This window comes from Massilia pinisoli, assembly GCF_024753285.1.
GTDB classification, from domain to species: Bacteria; Pseudomonadota; Gammaproteobacteria; order Burkholderiales; family Burkholderiaceae_D; genus Telluria; species Telluria pinisoli.
Genome location: NZ_JANUGW010000013.1, coordinates 1 through 20,104, shown reverse-complemented (window position 1 = coordinate 20,104; position 20,104 = coordinate 1). Strand labels below are relative to the sequence as shown.

The window sequence follows — 20,104 nt, the reverse complement described above, 5'->3', positions numbered from 1 at the left end:
ATTTTAGCAGAGTGTCACCAGTCCCCGTCTACGTATTTCTTGGTATCGACAGCAGCGACCAAGGGCGGGTAGCATGGCAACCCGCCCCATCGCCCGCGTCAGGCGGGCGCTTTCGGGAAGTCCAGCGCCGTGTCGTTGATGCGGTTGACGAGGTTCGTGAACGTGATGCTCGTGATCGCGAAGATCGTGTCCACGACCTGCTCGTCCGTGTAGCCGGCCGCCTTGACGGCATCCACGACGGGCTGCGCCACGGTGCCGCGGCTGCCCACGACGGCGCGCACGAAGGTCGACAGCGCATCCAGCTTCGCATCGCCGCCCGGCGTGCCGCGGCGCGCGGCCAGGACCCCGTCCGACGACAAGCCGGCGGCCTTGCCCGCGAGCGTGTGCGCGGCCACGCAGTAGTCGCAACCGCTCACTTCGCTGACGGCCAGCTTGACCACCTCGATTTCCCGTTTCGACAGGCTCGTGTCCGCCAGTTTCGCATCGAAGTGCAGCAGGGCCTCGAGGGCGACGGGGCTGTTGCTGCCGATCGCGTCGTACGCATTCGGGACCTTGCCCAGCTTGGCCTTGACGGCGGCGAACAGCTCGGCGGTGCGGCCGGTGGCGTGGGTACCCAGGGTATTCAGACGGCTCATGATCTTCCTTTCTTCGTTCGTGGATGAAATGCCGTTTGGCATGGAAAGAAGTCTAGGCGCGGTCGACTGCACAATGAATGCCGATTTGCTGCCATAATTTGTCCGATCGTCTCATCTGAAAAATACATGGACACCTTGAGCCGCCTCCTCTCGCTGTACACGATCCGCACGTCGCTCGACATCCGCTGCGAGCTGGCCGCGCCCTGGGTGCTGGACGAACCGGCCGCGACGCCGGGCGTGGCGCCGTTCCACGTGATCGTCGAAGGCGACGCCCGCGTCGACGTGCCGGGCCACGCCACGCTGGACCTCGCCCCCGGCGACGTCGTCGTCTTCCCAGCCGGCAGCGCGCACCGGCTACACGCGGGTCCCGCCGCGGACGCCGCGCCGGTACGCCCGCTCGCCGCCGACGGTCCGCTGCAACGCAAGGGCAACGGCGGCGCCGGCCCCGGGACCGCCATCCTGTGCGGCAGCTTCGTCTTCGAAGGCGCCGCGCGCCAGGCCCTCGTGCGCGCCCTGCCCGACGTGATGGTCGTGCGCGCCAGCCGCGCCGACGACTTCCCTGGCCTGCACGCGCTCGTGCGGCTGCTGCAGCACGAGACGACGGTGGTCCGGCCCGGCGGCGACGTCGTCGTCGCCCAGCTGTCCGGCGCCCTGTTCGCGCTGCTGCTGCGCGCGTGGCTGGCGGGCACGGACGGCGCGGCGCCCGGCCTGTTCGCCGTCCTCGCCGACCGCCGCCTGGGCAATGCGCTGGCCCGGATGCTGGAATCGCCCGAGCGGGCGTGGAAGGTGGAAGACCTGGCCGAGGCGTGCCACATGTCGCGCGCCACGTTCGCGCGCCTGTTCGCGCGCCTGTGCGGGATGCCGCCGGCCGACGTGCTGACCCAGCTGCGCATGGCACGCGCCGCCCGCGCGCTGCTGCACGGCGAAGGGGCCGTGGGCGACGTGGCGCTGGCCGTCGGCTACCAGTCGGAGGCGGCGTTCAACCGCGTGTTCAAGCGCCATTACGGCGTCGGCCCCGGCGGCTACCGGCGTGCGGCGCGCGCGGCGGCGCCGGCAGCGGTTGCCGCCTGACGGGCGTCCCGGATTAGAATCGCGGGATGCTCTCCGAATTCGATCTCATCAAACGCTACTTCCAGCGCGACCGCGCGCCCGGCGCCAACACCGTCCTCGGCGTGGGCGACGACTGCGCCCTGCTCGCGCCCACACCAGGCAAGCTGCTGGCCGTCTCGTCCGACATGCTCGTCGAGGACCGCCATTTCTTCGCCGGCGCCGACCCGCTGCTGCTGGGTCACAAATGCCTGGCCGTGAACCTGTCCGACCTCGCCGCGATGGGCGCGACGCCGCTCGGCTTCACCCTCGCGCTGTCGCTGCCGGCGGCGGACCCCGACTGGCTGGACGGCTTTTCGCGCGGCCTGTTCGCGCTCGCCGACGCCCACGGCTGCGAGCTCGTGGGCGGCGACACGACCAAGGGCCCGCTGAACGTTTGCATCACGATCTTCGGCGAACTGGCGCCGGGCCGGGCGCTGCGCCGCGATGCCGCGCGCGCGGGCGACGACGTCTGGATCTCGGGTACGTTGGGCGACGCGCGCCTGTGGCTGGCCGCGCGCCGCAGCGAAGTCGCGCTGGACGCCGCCGACCATGCGGCCACCGCGCAGCGCATGCACGCGCCGACGCCGCGCGTGGCGCTGGGCCGCCTGCTGGCCGAAGGCGGGCTCGCGCACGCCGCGCTCGACATCTCGGACGGGCTCGTGGGCGATTTGAAGCACATCCTGGCCGCGTCGCGCGTGGGGGCCGTGCTGGACGTCGACGCGCTGCCCACGGGGCCCGCGCTGGCCCGCCAGCCGCGCGCGCTGCGCCGCCGGTTCGCGGCGGCGGGCGGCGACGATTATGAGCTGTGCTTCACGGCGCCGGCGGACAAGCGCGCCGCCATCATCGCGGCCGGCGCGGCCAGCGGCACGGCCGTGACGCGCGTAGGGACGATCACGGCGGAGCCAGGGTTGCGTCTGGTCGATGCGGAAGGCGCGGCGCTCGATCTGCAGCTCGCGGGCTGGGACCATTTCAGTCCAGGGTGACGTTGAAACGTGCCCACCGTACGATGCAGGGGCCATTTCGACGTCGGCTAACACGTAGGGTGGACGGCCGAGCCGTCCACCCTACCCGTCGCCGTCACGCGGCTTCTTCGTCCCCGCGTGGCGCCTTGCGATCGTCGTACGGCCCGTGCGTGAGCCAGTACTGGCGGAACGCGAGCCGCACGTTGTCGCGCAATTCCGTGTCGTTCCACGGCTTCGTATAAAAGCGGTAGATCGCACCGCGGTTGATCGAGTCGAGCACCGTCTCCACGCCCGTGTAGCCGGACAGGATGATGCGCATCGTGTCCGGATACATCTCCTTGACCTTGCTGAGAAATTCGGTCCCGTTCATCACGGGCATCTTCTGGTCACACAGGATCACCTGCACGTGGTACAGCGCCAGCAGCTCGAACGCCTCGGACGGCGACGCGGCCGTCAGCACGCGGTAATTGTCGCGCCTGAACAGGCGGTGCAGCGTGCCCAGCACATTGACGTCGTCGTCGACGAGCAGCAGCGTCTGGACGTTGCGGTCGTCCTCCGCCGGCCGCGTGGGCTGGGCGCGGTTTTCCAGCACGAGCCGCGCCAGGTCGGCGGGGGCGAGCGCGCGCGCGAAGTGAAAGCCCTGGATTTCGTCGCAGCGGTGGCGGCGCAGCAGCGCCATCTGCGCGCGCGATTCCACGCCTTCCGCGATCACCTGCATGTGCAGGCTGTGCGCCATGCTGATGATGGCCAATGCGATCGCGGCGTCGTCCGGGTTCGTCGTGATGTCGCGCACGAACGCGATGTCGATCTTCAGCTTGTCGATCGGGAAGCGCTTCAGGTAGGCCAGGCTCGAATAGCCGGTGCCGAAATCGTCGATGGCGATGCGGATCCCGAGCGCCTTCAACCGCTCCAGCACCTGCACCGTGTGCTCGAAGTTCGACATCAGCGCGCTCTCCGTCAGCTCCAGTTCGAGCAGGCCCGGGTCCACGCGGTGTTCCGCGAGCGCGGCGCGGATGTCGCCTTCGAGGTCGCCCTCGACGAACTGGCGGCTCGACACGTTCACGGCCACGCGCACGTCGCGCACGCCGTCCTGAATCCACCTGGCGATCTGGCGGCACGCCGCGCCGATGATCCACGCGCCCACGCGCACGACCATGCCCGTGTCTTCCAGCAAGGGAACGAATTCGGCCGGGTACACGAGGCCCACGCCGGGACGGCGCCAGCGCAGCAGCGCCTCGACGCCGCTCACGCGGCCCGTGTTCAGGTCCAGCTTGGGCTGGTAGTGCAGCTCGAACTGGTCGCCGTCGATGGCGCCGCGCAGTGCCAGCTCGAGCTCCAGCCGCGCCAGCACCTGCACGTTCATCCCGGCCGTGAAGAAGCGGTAGCCGTCGCGGCCGGCCTCCTTCGCGCGCACCATCGCCACGTCGGCGTACTTGACGAGCGTGCCGGGGTCGGTGGCGTCGTCCGGGTACATCGCGATGCCGATGCTGGCCGTCAGCACGGCCTGCTGGCCATTCAGGTCGAACGGCGCGCGCAGCGCCTCGCGCACCTCGTTGGCCACGCTCACGGCCTCGTCCTCGGTCTGCTCGCGCGTCATCGTGAGGATCAGCGCGAACTCGTCGCCGCCGAGGCGTCCGATCGTGTCGCGCAGGCGCACGCAGCGCACCAGCCGTGTGCTGAACTGGCGCAGCAGCTCGTCGCCCAGCGCGGGGCCGAGCGAGTCGTTGACGATCTTGAAGCGGTCGAGCGTGATGAACAGGACGGCGATGCGCCAGTTCTTGTCCTGCGCGAGCTCGATGGCATCGCGCAGCGTGTGGAAGAACAGGCTGCGGTTCGGCAGGCCCGTCAGGCTGTCGTAGTTCGACATGTGCTTCAGGCGCTGCGCCGCCTGCAGGCGCTCGCTGATGTCGCGCGCCACGGCAATGAGCGTGCGGTCGACGTCTTCCTGCTGCAGCTGCCAGCTGATCTCGACCGGCACGGCGCCCTGCCCGTCCGCGCGCAGCAGCTCAGTCTCGACGATGTCGTGCTCGCGCGACGCGGACGCGGGGTCGGCATAGCGTTCCAGCTGCGGCCGTTGCGCGAGGCCGAGCGCCACCGGATCGATGCGCAGCAGCGCCTCGCGCGAAAAGCCCAGCATGCGGCAGGCGCCGTCGCTGACGTCGACCATCGCCATCGTGCGCGCGTCGACGAGGAAGATGGCGTCGGACGTCGCGTCCATCGCGCCGCGGAAGCGCTGCAGCTCCGCGGTCCGTTCGCGCACGGTGCGCTCCATGCGCGCCCCGTAGTCGCGCGACTCCTTGTGGAACAGGCGCACTTCGAGCAGGTTACGGATGCGCGTCAGGACCTCGACCGTGTCGAACGGCTTGCCGATGAAGTCGCGCGCACCGGCCTCCAGCGCGGCCAGTTTCTTGTCCGGCTCCGCCGTCACGACGAGCACGGGCAGCCACGACTCGCGCTCCATCGGCTTCAACGCTTCCATCACCTGGAAGCCGTCCATGTGCGGCATCTGCAGGTCGAGGATGATCAGGTCGTAGCGGTGCTGCAGGTGCAGCGCGGCCACCTGGCGCGGATCGGTGGTGCTGGCGACGTGCTCGTAGCCGCTGGACTTGAGCAGGAATTCGAGCAGCTGCACGTTCACCGGCTCGTCATCGACGACGAGGATGTGCGCGCGGCGGATGTCGGTAGGCGAAATCATGGAACGTCCTCACTGGGGCTGTTTCTCGTCGACGGCGCGGGTGGCGAGCACGCCGTCGATGGCCTCGTTGAACTGGCCGATGTCGATCGGCTTGGTCAGGTAGCGCGCGAAGCCGGCGGCCAGCGCGCGGTCGATGTCGGCGCGCATGGCGTTGGCCGACACCGCGATGGCCGGGATCCGCGCGGTGTCCGGCTCGCGGCGCAACTGCGCCAGCACCTCGAACCCGGAGAGGCCGGGCAGGTTCAGGTCCATCAGGATCACGTCGGGCAGGTGGCTGCGCGCGAGCGACAGGCCGAAGTGGCCGTCCGGCGCGCACACGAGCCGCAGGTCGGGACGGAAGCGCACGATTTCCTGCACCAGCTTCAGGTTGGCCGGATTGTCCTCGATGTACAACACGGTGGCCGGGCTTGCGGCCGAGACGCGGTCGGCACGGGCCGGTGCGGCGCCGGCGTGCGCGACGGGCGGCGTCTCGGCCGCGGTGGCGGCGGCGGCGCCGAGGTCGACGCAGGCCAGCTCGATCCAGAACACGCTGCCCACGCCGGGACTGCTGGTGACGCCGATCTCGCCGCCCATCAATTCCACCAGGCGGCGCGTCACCACGAGGCCGATACCCGTGCCTTCCTGCGTGCCCGCTTCCTGGCCGAGGCGGTTGAACGGCTGGAACAGGCTCGCCACCTGCTCGGGCGACAGGCCCATGCCCGTGTCCTGCACGGACAGGCGCAGGCGCTGCGGCGCCGGCTGCGCGCAATCGACGACGACGGCGCCGCCGTCGCGGTTGTACTTCACGGCGTTCGACAAGAGGTTCAGCAGGACCTGCTTCAGGCGCGTGCGGTCGGCCTGCACGCGGGCCGTGGGCGCGTCCGGGAACAGCACGCGCACGCCGCGTATGGCGGCCAGCGGCGCGATCATGCCCTGGCATTCGGCCAGCACGTCGGCGAGCGGCACCGGTTCCATCGACAGCGATACGGCGCCCGCCTCCACCTTGGCCAGGTCGAGGATCTCGTTGATCAAGGTGAGCAGGTGGCGGCCCGACTTCAGGATGTGGCCCGCGAATTCCTGCTTTTGTTCTGGCGTCGTCGGCATGTCGTTCGACGCCAGGATCTGCGCGAAACCGAGGATCGCGTTCAGCGGCGTGCGCAGCTCGTGGCTCATCGACGACAGGAACGCCGACTTGGCCTGGTTGGCATTGCGCGCCTCTTCGATCGCGAGCTCCAGTTCCGAGTTCGCCAGCTCCAGCTGGGCCGTGCGTTCCTGCACACGCGCTTCCAGGCCTTCGTTCAGGCGCATCACTTCCTGCTGCGCGCGTGCGCGTTCCTGGGCTTCGCGTGCGATCTCGCGGTTCGAGTCTTCCAGCGCGCGCGTGCGCTGCTCGATCTCGGTCAGCATGGCGTTGAACGAGTCGACGAGTTCCGCCGCCTCGTCCTCGCTGATGCGCGGCGCGCGGCGCGAGTAGTCACGCCGCGCCACCACTTCGCGCGCGATGTTCGTGATGGCGTCGATGGGGGTCGTGATCGTGTGGCCGAGGCGCCGCACGAGCAGCCATGCGGTGAACAGCGCGAGCACCGTGACGCACGCGCAGATCACGAGGTAGTCGCGCATGCGTTCCATCAGCTGGTTCTGCGCGCGCAGGTAGACGGTGCCGAGCAGCTCGCCGTTCTCGCTGATCGGCTTGTACAGCACCAGCTCGTCGCCGGCGCCGACATAGGTTTCCTTGCCGCCCGCATGCACGGGACGGCCACCCTTCGCCGGCCGCACGGGGAAGTCGCCCGTCTCGCCCGGCGCGACGTAGGTCGCGAACAGTGCACCGTGCTCGTCGTAGAGGGCGGCCGCGCGCAGTGACGGCCGGCTGCGCAGCAGCGCGAGGTTCTCGCGCGCCAGCCGGGCATCGTCGAAGGCCAGCGCGGCCGACGTCATGTGGCCCACCAGCTCCGCCTGCGTCGCCAGGTCGTTCAGCAGCGCATGCTTGTAGCTGCGCAGGTCGTAGGCGACGACGGTGCCCACCGAGACGACGAGCGCGGCGAGCGTCGTCGACATGACGATCGTGACGAGCTTTTCGCGGATGGAGCGGCGCGGCTGGATCATGGCGTCACCACGCGGACAGCGCCAGCAGGCGCGCGCTGATGCGCAGCTGCGCGGCCAGCGCCTCGGGCCGGTCGATGTGCAGGCGCAGGCGGGCGCCATCCTGCACGAGCCCGATCACGCAGCCCTGCACGGGGGCGCCATCGCAGACCGTCAATACGGGCCGGCTGCGCACGGCGTCCAGCAGGCGGGTGCGCGCCGGCCCGGGCGCCACGTACAGGACCTGCAGCCCGGGCGGCACGGCACGTGCGGGGTCGATGCGCTGCACGGCCAGCGAATGGCCGTGGACGAGGCGCCCCGCCATGTAGCGCTCGGCCTCGTCGGCCAGCGCGTCATCGCCGGCGACGCCGACCTTCAATGGGCTGCCGGGACGCGGGAATGCGGCGTCCGGCCAGTCGACGAACGTGGCGACGCGGTACAGGTAGGCCGCCTTGAGCTTGCGCTCGGGAGCGGCAACGGGGGCGGCCCGGGCCTGGGCGGCATCTGCGAGGATCAGCAGGCACAGCGCCACCTGGCGGGCGCGACGCGCGGCTGAGAAGGACGACGCCATCACGGGTATGCCGGCCCCGGATGGCCATGCGCGAAACGGTCGAGCGGCATGCGAGGTCCTGGTTCGGTCAGTGGACAACGGTGCGGGCGAGCCCCACGGCCGGCCCGCAAGTCGAGCAGGATAGCAGCACGGCCGGGGGGGATGTCGCACAGAACGTCCCTGCCATGGCTTTTCGTTAAGATTCCAACGCCACGCACGGGAAGGCGCGCTAGAATGGACCCGAGCGCGCTGCGGATCCTGTCGCCGGCACACGGCGGCGCGCCCACGACTGATCCTGGAGACCCTGGCGGCGCACCCGGCCGCCATCATACAAAGGAGCGACACGTGACGAACGACATCCTCGACCTGGCCACCCGTGTGGGCCGGGCACTCGAAGCCAAGGGCCTGCTGCTGGCCACCGCCGAATCCTGCACCGGCGGCGGCGTCTCCCAGGCCATCACGGAAATCCCCGGCTCGACCGGCTGGTTCGAATGCGGCTTCGTGACGTATTCGAACGCGTCCAAGACCGAGATGCTGGACGTGCCGGCCGCGCTGATCGCGCAATTCGGTTCCGTCAGCGAGGAAGTCGCTGGCGCCATGGCCGAAAGTGCCGTCGCCAACAGCAACGCCGACGTGGCGGTATCCACGACGGGCATCGCCGGCCCGACGGGCGCCGTCCCCGGCAAGCCCGTGGGCACCGTGTGCTTCGGCTGGTCGAAGGGCGATACGACGTACACGGAGCGGCTCGTTTTCTCCGGCGACCGCCACGCGGTGCGCGAGCAGACCGTGGCGCACGCGCTGTCCGGGCTGCTGCGCCTCCTCGAGTAAATGCGGGGTTTGCCGATGCGGGCCGCGGCGGCGCTGCTTGCCGCGCTCGCCGGTCCGGCCGCCGCCGCTGACGTCGACGAGGGCGTCACCGTGTACGCGGCCGGCGACATCGCGCGCTGCGCCTATCCCGATCCCGCGTATTCGGGCGCGGCCGACACCGCGGCCACCGTTGCGGCCGGGCTCGCGCAAGATCCGCGCGCCGTCGTGCTGGCGCTGGGCGACCTGACCTACCCGCGCGGCGCGGCGCGCGAATTCACCGACTGCTACGCGCCCACGTGGGGCCGCTTCAAGGACCGCACGTGGCCCGCGCCCGGCAACCACGAGTACTACACGCCGGGCGCGACGCCCTATTTCGCGTGGTGGGGCGAGCGCGCGGGCCGCGGCTACTACAGCTTCGACCTCGGCGGCTGGCACATCGTCTCGCTGGACAGCAACCTGGCCCCGGCGCAGCACGCGGCCCAGCTGGACTGGCTGCGCGCCGACCTGGCGGCCCATCCGGCGCACTGCACGCTCGCCTACTGGCACCATCCGCTGTACAGCTCGGGCGGCCATGGCAGCGTCCCGAAGATGCACGACGCGTGGCAGGTGCTGTACGACGCCGGCGCGGAACTGGTGCTGTCCGGGCACGACCACGATTACGAACGCTTCGCCCCGCAGGACGCGGACGGCCGGCTCGACCCGGCGCGCGGGATCCGCCAGTTCGTCGTCGGCACGGGCGGCGCGTATCCGACGCCGTTCCTGCTCACCGTGCCGCACAGCGAAGTCCGCGACAGCAACCGCACCGGCGTGCTCCGGCTGCGCCTGTACCCGGGCGGCTACGGCTGGGAATTCGTCGAGTCCACCCGGCTGTATTCGTTCGGCGTCGCGCCGGCCGACCACGGCAGCGCCGCCTGTCATTAAAAAAACGGAGTTCCCATGAAACGCCTCCTGTCCGCCCTGTCCCTGCTGGTGCTGTGCGCGGGCGCGCCGGCCGCATTCGCGCAGCCCGGTGCGGCGGCGGCCGTGCCGCAGGTCCGCTACGACAAGACGACGCTTCCGAATGGCCTCGAAGTGATCCTCGTCGAGGACCACCGGCTGCCCATCGTGGCCGTCAACATCTGGTACCACGTCGGCCCCGCCAACGAGGCGCCTGGACTGACGGGGTTCGCCCACCTGTTCGAGCACATGATGTTCGCCGGCAGCCGGCACCTGCCGCGCGGCCTCGCCGACCGCCTGCTGGAAGGCGCGGGCGCGACGGACAGCAACGGCAGCACGGACTACGATCGCACGAATTACTACGACACGGTGCCGTCGAACCAGCTGGAACTGGCGCTGTGGGTGCACGCCGACCGCATGGGCTACCTGCTCGACGTGCTCGACCAGACCGCGCTGTCGAACCAGCAGGACGTCGTGCGCAACGAACGGCGCCAGAGCGTCGAGAACCGCCCGTACGGCATCGTCGAGGAAACGCTGAACCACGCGCTGTTCCCGAAGACGCACCCGTATTACGCGGCCGTCATCGGCTCGCACGCCGACATCCAGAACGCGAAGCTGGCCGACGTGCGCGACTTCTTCAAGCGCTACTACGGCCCGAACAACGCCAGCATCGTCATCGCCGGCGACATCGACAAGGCCAGAACGCGCGCCCTCGTGGCCAAGTACTTCGGCAGCTTCAAGCGCAGCGCGGCCGTCGTCCATCCGCAGGTGGCCACGCCCCCGATCACGCGCGAGCGCCGCATCGTCGTGCCGGACCGCGTCGAGCTGCCGCGCGTGTACATGGCGTGGCTCACGCCGCCCGCGTTCCGGCCGGGCGACGCGGAACTGGAGGTGACCGCGCAGATCCTCGCCGGCGGCAAATCGAGCCGGCTGTACAAATCGCTCGTGTACGAACAGCAGATCGCGCAGGAGGCATCCGCGGCGCAAAACTCGAACGCCCTCACGTCGACCTTCATCGTCGACGCCACCGCGCGGCCGGGCCACGACGCGGCCGAGCTGGAAACGGCCATCGACGCCGAGCTGAAGACGCTGCGCGACACCGGCCCATCCGAGCAGGAAATCGAGCGCGCCCGCAACACGATCGAGACGGCCATGCTGACGGGGATCGAGAAGCTGGGCGGCACGGGCCTCGCGAACCAGATCAACCAGTACAACCAGTACACGGGCGACCCCGGCTACCTGCCGAAGGACATCGAGCGCCTGCGCCGCGTGACGGCGGCCGACGTGCGTCGCGTGGCCCAGGCATACCTCCAACCGAACGCGCGCGTGATCGTCTCCGGCGTGCCGGGCAAGCCGGACCTCGGGCCCGACGTGCCGACGCCGCCCCCGCCGAAGGCGTCGAAGACGGGACTGTCCGCCGGCATCAACCGCGACGAACCGTGGCGCCGCACGCCGCCGAAGCCGGGACCGGCGCCCCGCTTCGCGCTGCCGCAGGGCGCGTCGTTCACGCTGCCGAACGGCCTGACCGTCATCCACCACCCGAACCCCGCGCTGCCGCTCGTGGCGGCGGAACTGGTCGTGAAAAGCGGCTCCGACGCCAACCCGGGCGACCAGCCGGGCCTCGCCGGCTACACGGCGCAGATGCTGCAGGAAGGGACGGCCACCCGCAGCGCACCGCGCATCGCCGACGAGGTCGCGCAGCTCGGCGCCTTCCTCGGCAGCGCCGCGTCGAACGACGCATCGACCGTGTCGCTGCTCGCGCTGCGGTCCACGTTCGGGCAGGCGCTGGACGTGCTGGCCGACGTCGTCCAGCATCCAGCCTTCCCCACCGCGGAAGTGGAACGCCAGCGCGCCGCGCGCCTGGGCGACCTGACGCAGCAGCGCGACGATCCGGCCCTCGTCGCCGCCGTCGCGGCGGCCGGCGCGCTGTACGGCCCGAACCACCCGTACGGCTACGGCCAGCTGGGCACGGAGCGGGCGATCCGCGCCACGACGCGCGAAGACCTCGTGCGCTTCTGGCGCCGCCACTACCTGCCGGGCAACGCGGCCCTCGTCGTCACCGGCGACATCACCTTGGACGAGCTGCGCGCGCTGGCGGAGAAGCGCTTCGGCGCCTGGGAACGTGCCGACGCGGCCGTGTCGGCGGTGGGCGATCCGGAAGGCAGCAAGGCGCGCCTCGTCGTCGTCGACAAGCCGGGCGCGCCGCAGACGGCGCTGCGCGTGACGGCCATCGCGGCCGCGCGCAGGACACAAGACTACCCCGCCATGCAAGTCATGAACGCGGCGCTGGGCGGGCTGTTCTCGAGCCGCATCAACCTCAACCTGCGCGAGGAAAAGGGCTACAGCTACGGCGTGTACTCGGCGTTCCGCTACGACCGCACGCCGGGCCCGCTCACGATCGCGGGCAGCGTGCGCACGGACGTGACGGGGCCGTCCGTCGCGGAGATCTTCAAGGAAGTGAACGGCATACGCGACAAGCCGCTGCCGGCCCCCGAGCTCGCGGGCGCGCGCGACTCGCAGGTGTATTCGCTGCCGGGCCGGTTCGAGACGAACAGCGGCATCGTCGCGAGCCTGGCCGAGACGTACGTCTTCGACCTGCCGGCTGACTACTGGCGCACCTTGCCCGACCGGTTCCGCGCCGTGACGGCGACGCAGGTGCAGGCGGCGGCGCAGACGTGGCTGAAGCCCGACCGGCTGAAAGTAATCGCCGTGGGCGACCGCGCCGCGATCGCGCCGCAGTTGCAGAAGCTGGGGCTCGGCACGCCGGAGGTGCGCGATGCGGATGGGCAGGTGCAGTGAACGTCAGGCAGGCACTGCTTGCTGCGATACCAGTTGCATCGCCTGGTCGAGTTCATTCGTCAACTGCAGCGCCGTCACTTTATTGACGGTGGCATCTGGCGGCACGGCGACGGCCGGGCCAAATGTGATGCGAATCGTCGGCCGGCGGAACAGATCGGAGAAACGGATCCGGTCGGGTCCCTGATAATGGGCAGGCACGATTTCTCCGCGAGCGCGCAACGCGATCGTCGCGGCGCCCCGCTTGGCGTCCGCATTGTCCTGATTGCGCGTCCCCACGGGGAAGATCAGCACCAGGTTGCCCTGCTCGACGAGCGAGACCGCGTGCTTGATGGTGGCCGTCGAAGGATTGCTCCGATCGACCGGGAACCCGCCTCCGGAGCGTACGAACCAGCCGCTGATCGGGTGATCGAAAAGCTCTTTTTTGGCCATCTGGTGCAGCACGCGCGGCAGGACCGCGTAGCCGATCCATAACGGATCCGCCCAGCCTACGTGATTGCAGACGATGATTTTTCCGACCGGGCCATTCAGGTGCTCGGTCCCCGTCACCGTGACCTTGCCGACGCGCGACATGAGGCTTCTCAGCACGCGGATGAAGAGTGGCAATCTAGTGGGGGCAGACGAAGTATTGGCCATGGGCGGAACGGGATTATTGAGCAATGCGCGTCTAGGACAGGCAGCCGCTGTGTGTGCGCTCGTCCGGATCGTTCTTGCGACAACGATAATTGTATCGCAGCGCCGGCAGTAATGTTGCGTGAGGCAAAGACATTCGGTCAACAACCCGCCTGACTCATTGTGACGGTAATGCGTCCAGCCGCGTCGTAATGCAGGGTCCGGATCACGTCGTTTTTGCCGGGATAGCCAAGCGGATAGCTGACGAGGTTTCCTTCGAGGTCAAATGCCCTGGCATAGGTATTCAATGGGTTCGTGCCAGTGCCCCAAGTCTAGCCGCTCACAGCACCAAACGGGCGGTAGGTAATCTCACTGAGCAGGAAGACTGGATGCATCGCCGGGCGCTAGCAGTCGCAGACTGACCGGACGCCCGCTGCTGTTGTAGTCAATCTCGATCCGAAAAGCGGTCCCGGTGACGCTCCGGGTCTTGGATATCCGCCTGCCAAAGCCGTCACAGCCGAACGTGGTCTGCCGGGACTCGTCACGCATGACAATCAGGCGCCTTGCTTCGGCAGTACCAGAAGTGCCATTTCGAAGCTGCTTGTGCTGGCACGCTTGATGCACCGGACCAGCGAGGCATTTAACGCATGCGCCGCCATGCCATTAGCCTTTAACGATCACCTCGACGGTCTTCCCACTCAGCAATCAGTCCGTTTACAATCAACGCTAACCCGGCGATCAATGAGGCTACCCAAAAATTGACCGTGAAGAAATAGTGGCCCACCGCGCCGGCCAGCAAAGAAATGACGAGCCAGGTCAGTATATAAAGTGCTCTTTTCATCAGTGGCATCCGCAAGTTGCAGCATCGACGGCGCCGCCAATTCCCAGATCTGCACCGACCGCATTCACCGCCGAATTGGTCCTTCCCGCCGCAGCTTGAATTGCTTCATCCGAGCCGTACTTGGCTAGCAAATCCTCGTAATTCTTGATGCGATAATTGGACCCTGCGAGCGGTCCTCTCATAATGCGCTTCAGTCCATTGCGGAACGCTATGGCCGCCGCCCCGTCTGCAGCAGCAGCGGCACCGACTTTTGCAATGCCCGCGTACGCCATACGGCCGGCCCCAAGGGCAACGGATGCCCACTCTCCGGCCGCGTAGGCCTTAGAACAACGGTTCACGCTACCGTTAATATCAAGAGCCTGACGTGCCAAAGGTCCGAGGCCCAATGACGCAGCATCCGCAACGCCTGTCGCGAAATCAAGTGCGGGCTGCGGGATGCTTGGAAGATCTGCCACACCCCACAAACCATAGGGATCAATCACCGACAACGGGTCCCCTCCCACATATATGTACGTATTTATGCCAGCAGCTAGTCCGATTGGATCGCTTTGGACATACCGCCCCGTCTGCGGGTCATAATCCCTGAAGTAGTTGTAGTGATTGTTCGTCTCCTTATCAAAGACCTGCCCCGGAAAGCGCAGGTTGTAGATAAACGTTCCAAGCCCGCTCGGATTCTCATCGGGCGGAAGCAGACCGAACGGATCGGCATGGTCCCAGCGCCAGACCATCTGCTGATCGCTCGCCCGTGTCAGCACGCGCGGCACATGCAGATGGTCAGCATACACATCGTAGACGGCGGGACCGGACACACCCGGCTTGATCACCGCAACCGGCAAGTCGTCCAGATAGACCGTCTCCTGCACAGGTTTACCGGTCGCGTCGTATTCACCCAGCAAGTGGCCCTGCTCGTCATAGACATAATAGGTCGAGCCAGCGGAGGAAGTCTTGACGACGCGCTCGCCGCGTCCGTTGTAGCGATAGCGGGTGGTCATGCCGGCGGCCGACGCGGTTTCCATGCGTCCGTTGGCGCCATAGGTGTAGCTGATGGTGCCGTCACCCGTCAGGTTGCCCGCTTTGTCATAGGTATTGACCTTACGCGGAGCGGGGCCCTCGGTGGCGTCCAAGCGGTTGCTGGTCGGATTGAGCGTATAGGCATAGGAAGCGCTGCCGAACGTGACCTGTGAGCGGTTGCCGTTCAGGTCGTAGGCGTATCGCTGACGCGTACCGGCCGCATCGAAGCCCGTCAGTCGGTCCAGGTCGTCGTAATGATAGGTCTGGTCCAGTGCACTGGCGCGGGCGGTACCGGTATGGGTGGTGCCCATAATGCGTCCAGCCGCGTCGTAATGCAGGGTCCGGATCACGCCGTTTTTGCCGGGATAGCCAAGCGGATAGCTGACGAGATGTCCTTCGAGATCGAATGCCCTCGTGTAGGTGTTCGACTGGTTCGTGCCAATGCCCCAGGTCCAGCCGCTCACGGCGCCAAACGGGCGGTAGCTAATCTCGCTCAGCAGGAAGACTGGCTGCGCCGCGCCGGGCGCCAGCAGTCGCAGGCTGTGCGGGCGCCCGCTGCTGTCGTAGTCGATGTCGATCCGGTTCCCACTGGGGTAAGTCACCGAGGACACGTGCCCGGTGCCGGCACCGCTCGCGCCGTAGGCGTATCCCACCTTGAATGTCCGAGCATTGATCCCGGTGACGCTCTGGGTCTTGGAAATCAGTCTGCCAAAGCCGTCATAACCGAATGCGGTCTGCCCGGAATCGTCATGCATGACAATCAGGAGCCCAGCTCCTGCAGTACCGGGAGCGCCGAATTCGAAGCTGCTGGTACCGGCATGCGTGACACGTCCGGCCGCATCGTAGGCATAGCGCGTGACGACACTGCGGGCGTCCGTGCTGGACGTCAGGTTACCAGCGCCATCGAACACGAAGGCGCTGACGCCGGTGTCCGGGCTGGAGAGAACGGTTCGTTCGCCAAAACCATCGAACGTGTAGCGCGTCACGAAGCCTTTGGGATCCTGCACCGCGAGCAGTTGGTCTTGCCGGTCATAGGTGTAATCGATGCTGGGGCGGCTGGCGTTCGTTGAGGGCGAAGGCAATTGCTCGCGCAAGACGCGGTTATGGCTGTCGTACTGTTTAGTGGTGTTGCGGCCCAGCTGATCGATGAGCTTGGTGAGATTACCGTTTCGATCGTATTCAAACGACGTTCCCGCCTGTTGAAGCCCGCGCTGCTCGAACTGGAGACGGTTCAGTACGTCGAACGAACGCGTCTGTTTCCATGCCAGTTCGCTACCCGGGCCATAGTGCTGTTCCTGCACGACGTTACCCATGCCATCCAGGTCGAGGTGTTTGCGATTGCCAGCATTGTCGGCCACATCGGTCAGACGATGGGCTGCATCGTAGGCGTAGGTAAGCGACGATCCATCTGGCGCCGTTGCGCCGGTCAGGTTGCCGACGGCGTCGTATTTGAACTCACTGCGCTCGACGCTTCCGTGTCCATCTTCTATCGCAATGTTCAGCAAGCGTCCGCCTTGGCCATAGCCCAGCGTCACGAGTTGCCCGTTGGGCTGGCGGATACTTGTTGCCAAGCCCGCTGGCGAGTACGCGAGATACTGAGTCGCCTCGCCTGCGGCATTGGTGACACTGGCCAGATCGCCGGCATAATGGGTTGCAGTCGTATCCTGATAATAGGTGCGCGTCTCGACCGCGCGGCGCCCGCTGGCATCTTGAGGACCGGTCGACGTCAGGAGCTGACCGTTGGCGTTGTAGGTGTAGGTCCAGGCGCGTGGTGTCCCGATGCTTTTGGCAGAAAAACCGTTCGCACCGTTCGCATCCGTTGTTGCCTGCATCGTCATTGCGCACAGCAGCGGCAACGGTTTCCCGTTCGGCAAGACTGCCCCGTGTGCACACTCGGCGATTTTTCCTGCAGCGTCCGGCTGGCCATTGTAGAGATAAGTCGTGATGCGCCCCACCTCCGCTACAGCAGTTTGAAGCGGGAAGTCTGGGTGCCACCGGGTACTCGTGCGGCGTGCACTATTGCCGGTCAGAGCGGACGTACCGCTGGCCGGGCAGGCGTCGCTGCTCAGGAGGCCACTGACCCGGCTCGTTTCCAAAGCGCGCGAGTCATGCTGATAGCAAATTTTGTAGCCATTGAAATCGGTCCGGCTACTGATACTACCTGACACATCATGCGAAATAGCACTTGATCCTGGTGAGCAGCCAGATCCGCCGGGCTGACTTTCGCCTGTCACCAAGCCCACATCATTAATATATCGAAGCCCCAACGTGCGTTGAGCCCCCAAGGGATCGGTAACAATGCGGTTATTATTGTCGGGATAAGCAAAGCTGTAACGATAGGCTCCGCCGCCATGTTCGGACGAGATGACGCGGCCCGCGCTATCGTACGCGTAGGAGGCGAAACGGTTCCCATTTTCGTCGGCAATCCCCGTTAGCAAGAATATATTGTTTGGATCCTCGTAATGGTATTGCTTCGTGCCGATCGATGCCCCGACTGCATCGACGTATTGCACGGAGGTCAGGCGCAAGAATTGCCCAAATGATGGATAACTGCCCCAGGGAAAATCGTATTGATAGCGCACACTTCCTTCGGGGCCGCTGATTGACGCGACTTGGTGATTTGCTCCCCAAGTTACGACGAGAATTCGCCCACGTTCATCGGTAATTTGTTGTACGAGAAAGCTGCCCGGTTTATAGATGTAATTTTGTACGGAACCGTCCAGTCTCCGGGAACTCACCAGAACGAAACCCGTACTTTCTCCTGCCACGCGCTTCTGGTATCGGTCAACCCGCCCCCGATAGGTGAGCAACCAGTCGTCGAACGAGGAAGTAAGTGCCTCGAGGGTTGCCGACTTGTCGTAGCTTGATACGTACTTTTGGATGGCGGGGTTCCAGACGAATTTCAGATATGTGCCGTCGCTGTCCGCCGCCTCGATCAGTGTCGGGCGTCCGTCGTCGCTTCGCTGCGTGACTACGAAGGCACGGTCGAACCAGAACGACCAGCCTTGTCCTCCGGATGTGCCATTGATCACACTTCTGAAAACTCGATATGTGCGCTCAACCTTCAGAGTACTTGACGCTGCGCCAACCGAATCCGTTTCACTCTGCACTTTGGCGCCGCTGGCCACGATCACTGGGTTACCGATTCCATAGCCGGGCTGGCCCTGTTGACAACTTAACGGAGGCGGAGGCTCAGTCGCCTTTGCGCAAATACCATCAGGAGTTGGTCGATAACCAAACTCACAATCGAGATGCGTTGAAGAAAACCAGTCTATGCCACCGATTGCATAGAAATGTGGATATTTGCAATGAATTCTGAGTTCGGGGCCGACAGGGGCACTCATGTCGACCAAATGCGTACCCATATGATTTTTTGCGTTCAGTGTGCATGCCTCTTCAGGACTTGCCGCATACCCGGAAGCGTATGCATTAATGTAATACCACCACCCCTTCGTTCCGACTGGAAACGCGGTCTCACCGGCGCTCACACGCCCTGTCAACGTAAGCATGAAAACAATGAGCATTGCGTGTGCAAGAGGCCTAGCTCGCGTGAAGCTTTGGAATAGTCTCGACATTTGTTGCTCCCAGAAAGTTAACTTTCCAATGGGAAACATAACTGCTGGACTGGAACTCGCCTTTGCGAGACCCCAAGCATCGATGCAATACCAAGCAGTGGCCGGACAACACCAGGCGGCAGGAGAACAACGATATCCCTTGCGCCCGCCACACCTATGCGCTTAGCATGTGAACAGTTCTTCACACGTTAAGTATGAACATCCCACACGACATCGACAATGCCGTCGACGAACTCGCCGACCTGTTCCACCTGCTGGGCGACCCCACGCGCCTGCGCATCGTGCTCGCCTGCCTGGCGCAGCCGACGGCGGTGGGCGACATCGCGGGGGCATTGAACCTGTCCAGTTCGCTGGTCAGCCACCACCTGCGCCTGCTGCGCGCGGCCCGCATCGTCAAGGCGGAGCGCCAGGGCAAGCAGGTGTTCTATGCGGCCGCCGACGCCCACATCAGCGGCCTGCTTTCCAACATGTTCGAACACATCGCCGAACCCGTCGCCGAACCAACCACCGGACTGGACGCATGAGTCACCATCATTCCCACGGCCATGGACATGGCCACCATCACCACCCGGCGCCGGGCGACAACGGCCGCGCGTTCGGCCTCGCGATCGCGCTGAACACGGCCTTCGTCGCCATCGAATTCGTCTACGGGTTCATCGCCAACTCGACGGCGCTGATGGCCGATGCCGGCCACAACCTGTCCGACGTGCTCGGACTGGGCCTCGCCTGGGGCGCCGCCCTGCTGACGAAAAGCATGCCGACGCGCCGCTTCACGTACGGCATGCGCGGGACGACCATCCTGGCCGCCCTCGCCAACGCGCTGCTGCTGATGGTCGCGTGCGGCGCCATCGCCTGGGAAGCGCTGCGCCGCTTCGCCCATCCGGAACCGGTGGCCGGCACGACGGTGTCCATCGTGGCCTTCATCGGCGTGCTGATCAACGGCTTCTCGGCCTGGCTGTTCGTGGCCGGCAGCAAGGACGACATCAACGTGCGCGGCGCCTACCAGCACATGGCGGCCGATGCCGTGCTGTCGCTGGGCGTGGTCGTCTCTGGCGTCGTCATCATCTACACGGGCTGGACGTGGCTCGACCCGGTCGTGAGCCTCCTGCTCGTCGTCGTGATCGTCGTCGGCACGTGGTCGCTGCTGAAGGAGTCGATCCAGATGGTGCTGGCGGCCGTGCCGGCCAGCGTCGATGCGACCGCCGTGACGGCGTTCCTCGCCGCGCAACCCGGCGTGACGGAAGTGCACGACGTCCACATCTGGGCGATGAGCACGACGGAGACGGCGCTGACGGCCCACCTCGTCATGCCGGCCGGCTATCCGGGCGATGCGGCCATCGACGACATCATCGGCCACTTGCGCGAGTATTTTTCTATCCACCACTGCACGCTGCAGGTCGAGCAGGGCACGACCAAGCACAGCAGCTGCAGCCTGCACGATGGGCTTGAGGCGCATGCGCACGACGATCACGATCATGACCACGACCATCACGGCCACGATCACGATCACGGCGCTCACCCGCACCCGCATTGAGCC

14 protein-coding genes are annotated in these 20,104 nt (G+C 66.5%); 7 read left to right on the top strand and 7 right to left on the bottom strand.

Features of this window, described 5'->3' with window-relative positions:
* Nucleotides 1-98: 98 nt before the first annotated feature.
* A complete protein-coding gene (locus tag NX784_RS17445) occupies nucleotides 99-635 on the bottom strand; it encodes a carboxymuconolactone decarboxylase family protein (protein WP_258817970.1) in 537 nt (178 codons plus the stop codon).
* Between the two features lie 126 nt (nucleotides 636-761).
* Here NX784_RS17445 and NX784_RS17440 point away from each other — a divergent pair, with 126 nt between their 5' ends.
* Nucleotides 762-1,706: an AraC family transcriptional regulator gene (locus NX784_RS17440; protein WP_258817969.1), complete on the top strand. Its 945-nt coding sequence runs from the start codon at nucleotides 762-764 to the stop codon at nucleotides 1,704-1,706.
* Between the two features lie 26 nt (nucleotides 1,707-1,732).
* Nucleotides 1,733-2,707 (top strand): thiamine-phosphate kinase, encoded by a 975-nt coding sequence (thiL, locus tag NX784_RS17435; RefSeq protein ID WP_258817968.1) that lies wholly within the window; start codon nucleotides 1,733-1,735, stop codon nucleotides 2,705-2,707.
* Nucleotides 2,708-2,801: 94 nt separating this feature from the next.
* Here the strand turns inward: thiL and NX784_RS17430 are convergent, their stop codons facing one another.
* The 3 genes from NX784_RS17430 to NX784_RS17420 are packed head-to-tail and all read right to left on the bottom strand — an operon-like array spanning nucleotide 2,802 to nucleotide 8,010.
* On the bottom strand, nucleotides 2,802-5,381 hold the full coding sequence (locus tag NX784_RS17430) for an EAL domain-containing protein (protein ID WP_258817967.1): 2,580 nt from the start codon (nucleotides 5,379-5,381) through the stop codon (nucleotides 2,802-2,804).
* A gap of 9 nt (nucleotides 5,382-5,390) precedes the next feature.
* A complete protein-coding gene (locus NX784_RS17425) occupies nucleotides 5,391-7,463 on the bottom strand; it encodes a sensor histidine kinase, YfiR-like protein-associated (protein WP_258817966.1) in 2,073 nt (690 codons plus the stop codon).
* A gap of 4 nt (nucleotides 7,464-7,467) precedes the next feature.
* Nucleotides 7,468-8,010, bottom strand: coding sequence for a YfiR family protein (locus NX784_RS17420; RefSeq protein WP_258817965.1), 543 nt, complete (start codon nucleotides 8,008-8,010; stop codon nucleotides 7,468-7,470).
* A 324-nt stretch (nucleotides 8,011-8,334) separates the two neighbouring features.
* On the opposite strand from NX784_RS17420, the gene NX784_RS17415 reads away from it, so the two are divergent.
* From NX784_RS17415 to NX784_RS17405, 3 genes are read left to right on the top strand one after another with little or no spacing between them, the layout of a single operon-like run.
* Nucleotides 8,335-8,817 (top strand): CinA family protein, encoded by a 483-nt coding sequence (locus tag NX784_RS17415; RefSeq protein ID WP_258817964.1) that lies wholly within the window; start codon nucleotides 8,335-8,337, stop codon nucleotides 8,815-8,817.
* On the top strand, nucleotides 8,818-9,717 hold the full coding sequence (locus tag NX784_RS17410; protein WP_258817963.1) for a metallophosphoesterase family protein: 900 nt from the start codon (nucleotides 8,818-8,820) through the stop codon (nucleotides 9,715-9,717).
* A 15-nt stretch (nucleotides 9,718-9,732) separates the two neighbouring features.
* Nucleotides 9,733-12,531 carry a M16 family metallopeptidase gene (locus tag NX784_RS17405; protein ID WP_258817962.1) on the top strand — a complete coding sequence of 933 codons (2,799 nt, stop codon included), beginning with the start codon at nucleotides 9,733-9,735 and terminating at the stop codon, nucleotides 12,529-12,531.
* Between the two features lie 3 nt (nucleotides 12,532-12,534).
* On the opposite strand, the gene NX784_RS17400 is transcribed toward NX784_RS17405, so the two are convergent.
* From NX784_RS17400 to NX784_RS17390, 3 genes are all read right to left on the bottom strand, one after another.
* On the bottom strand, nucleotides 12,535-13,101 hold the full coding sequence (locus NX784_RS17400) for a lysophospholipid acyltransferase family protein (RefSeq protein ID WP_258817961.1): 567 nt from the start codon (nucleotides 13,099-13,101) through the stop codon (nucleotides 12,535-12,537).
* 709 nt (nucleotides 13,102-13,810) lie between these two features.
* Nucleotides 13,811-13,981 carry a hypothetical protein gene (locus NX784_RS17395; RefSeq protein WP_258817960.1) on the bottom strand — a complete coding sequence of 57 codons (171 nt, stop codon included), beginning with the start codon at nucleotides 13,979-13,981 and terminating at the stop codon, nucleotides 13,811-13,813.
* Entirely contained in the window at nucleotides 13,981-18,516 is a 4,536-nt protein-coding gene (locus NX784_RS17390; RefSeq protein ID WP_258817959.1) for an RHS repeat-associated core domain-containing protein, read from the bottom strand. Before NX784_RS17390 ends, NX784_RS17395 begins: the two co-directional genes overlap by 1 nt.
* 245 nt (nucleotides 18,517-18,761) lie before the next feature.
* Between NX784_RS17390 and NX784_RS17385 the strand changes: the two genes are divergently transcribed.
* Both NX784_RS17385 and NX784_RS17380 read left to right on the top strand, forming a co-directional pair.
* Nucleotides 18,762-19,091, top strand: coding sequence for an ArsR/SmtB family transcription factor (locus tag NX784_RS17385; RefSeq protein WP_258817958.1), 330 nt, complete (start codon nucleotides 18,762-18,764; stop codon nucleotides 19,089-19,091).
* Nucleotides 19,088-20,101 (top strand): cation diffusion facilitator family transporter, encoded by a 1,014-nt coding sequence (locus tag NX784_RS17380; protein WP_258817957.1) that lies wholly within the window; start codon nucleotides 19,088-19,090, stop codon nucleotides 20,099-20,101. The genes NX784_RS17385 and NX784_RS17380 overlap by 4 nt, the downstream gene beginning before the upstream one ends.
* Nucleotides 20,102-20,104 lie beyond the last annotated feature (3 nt).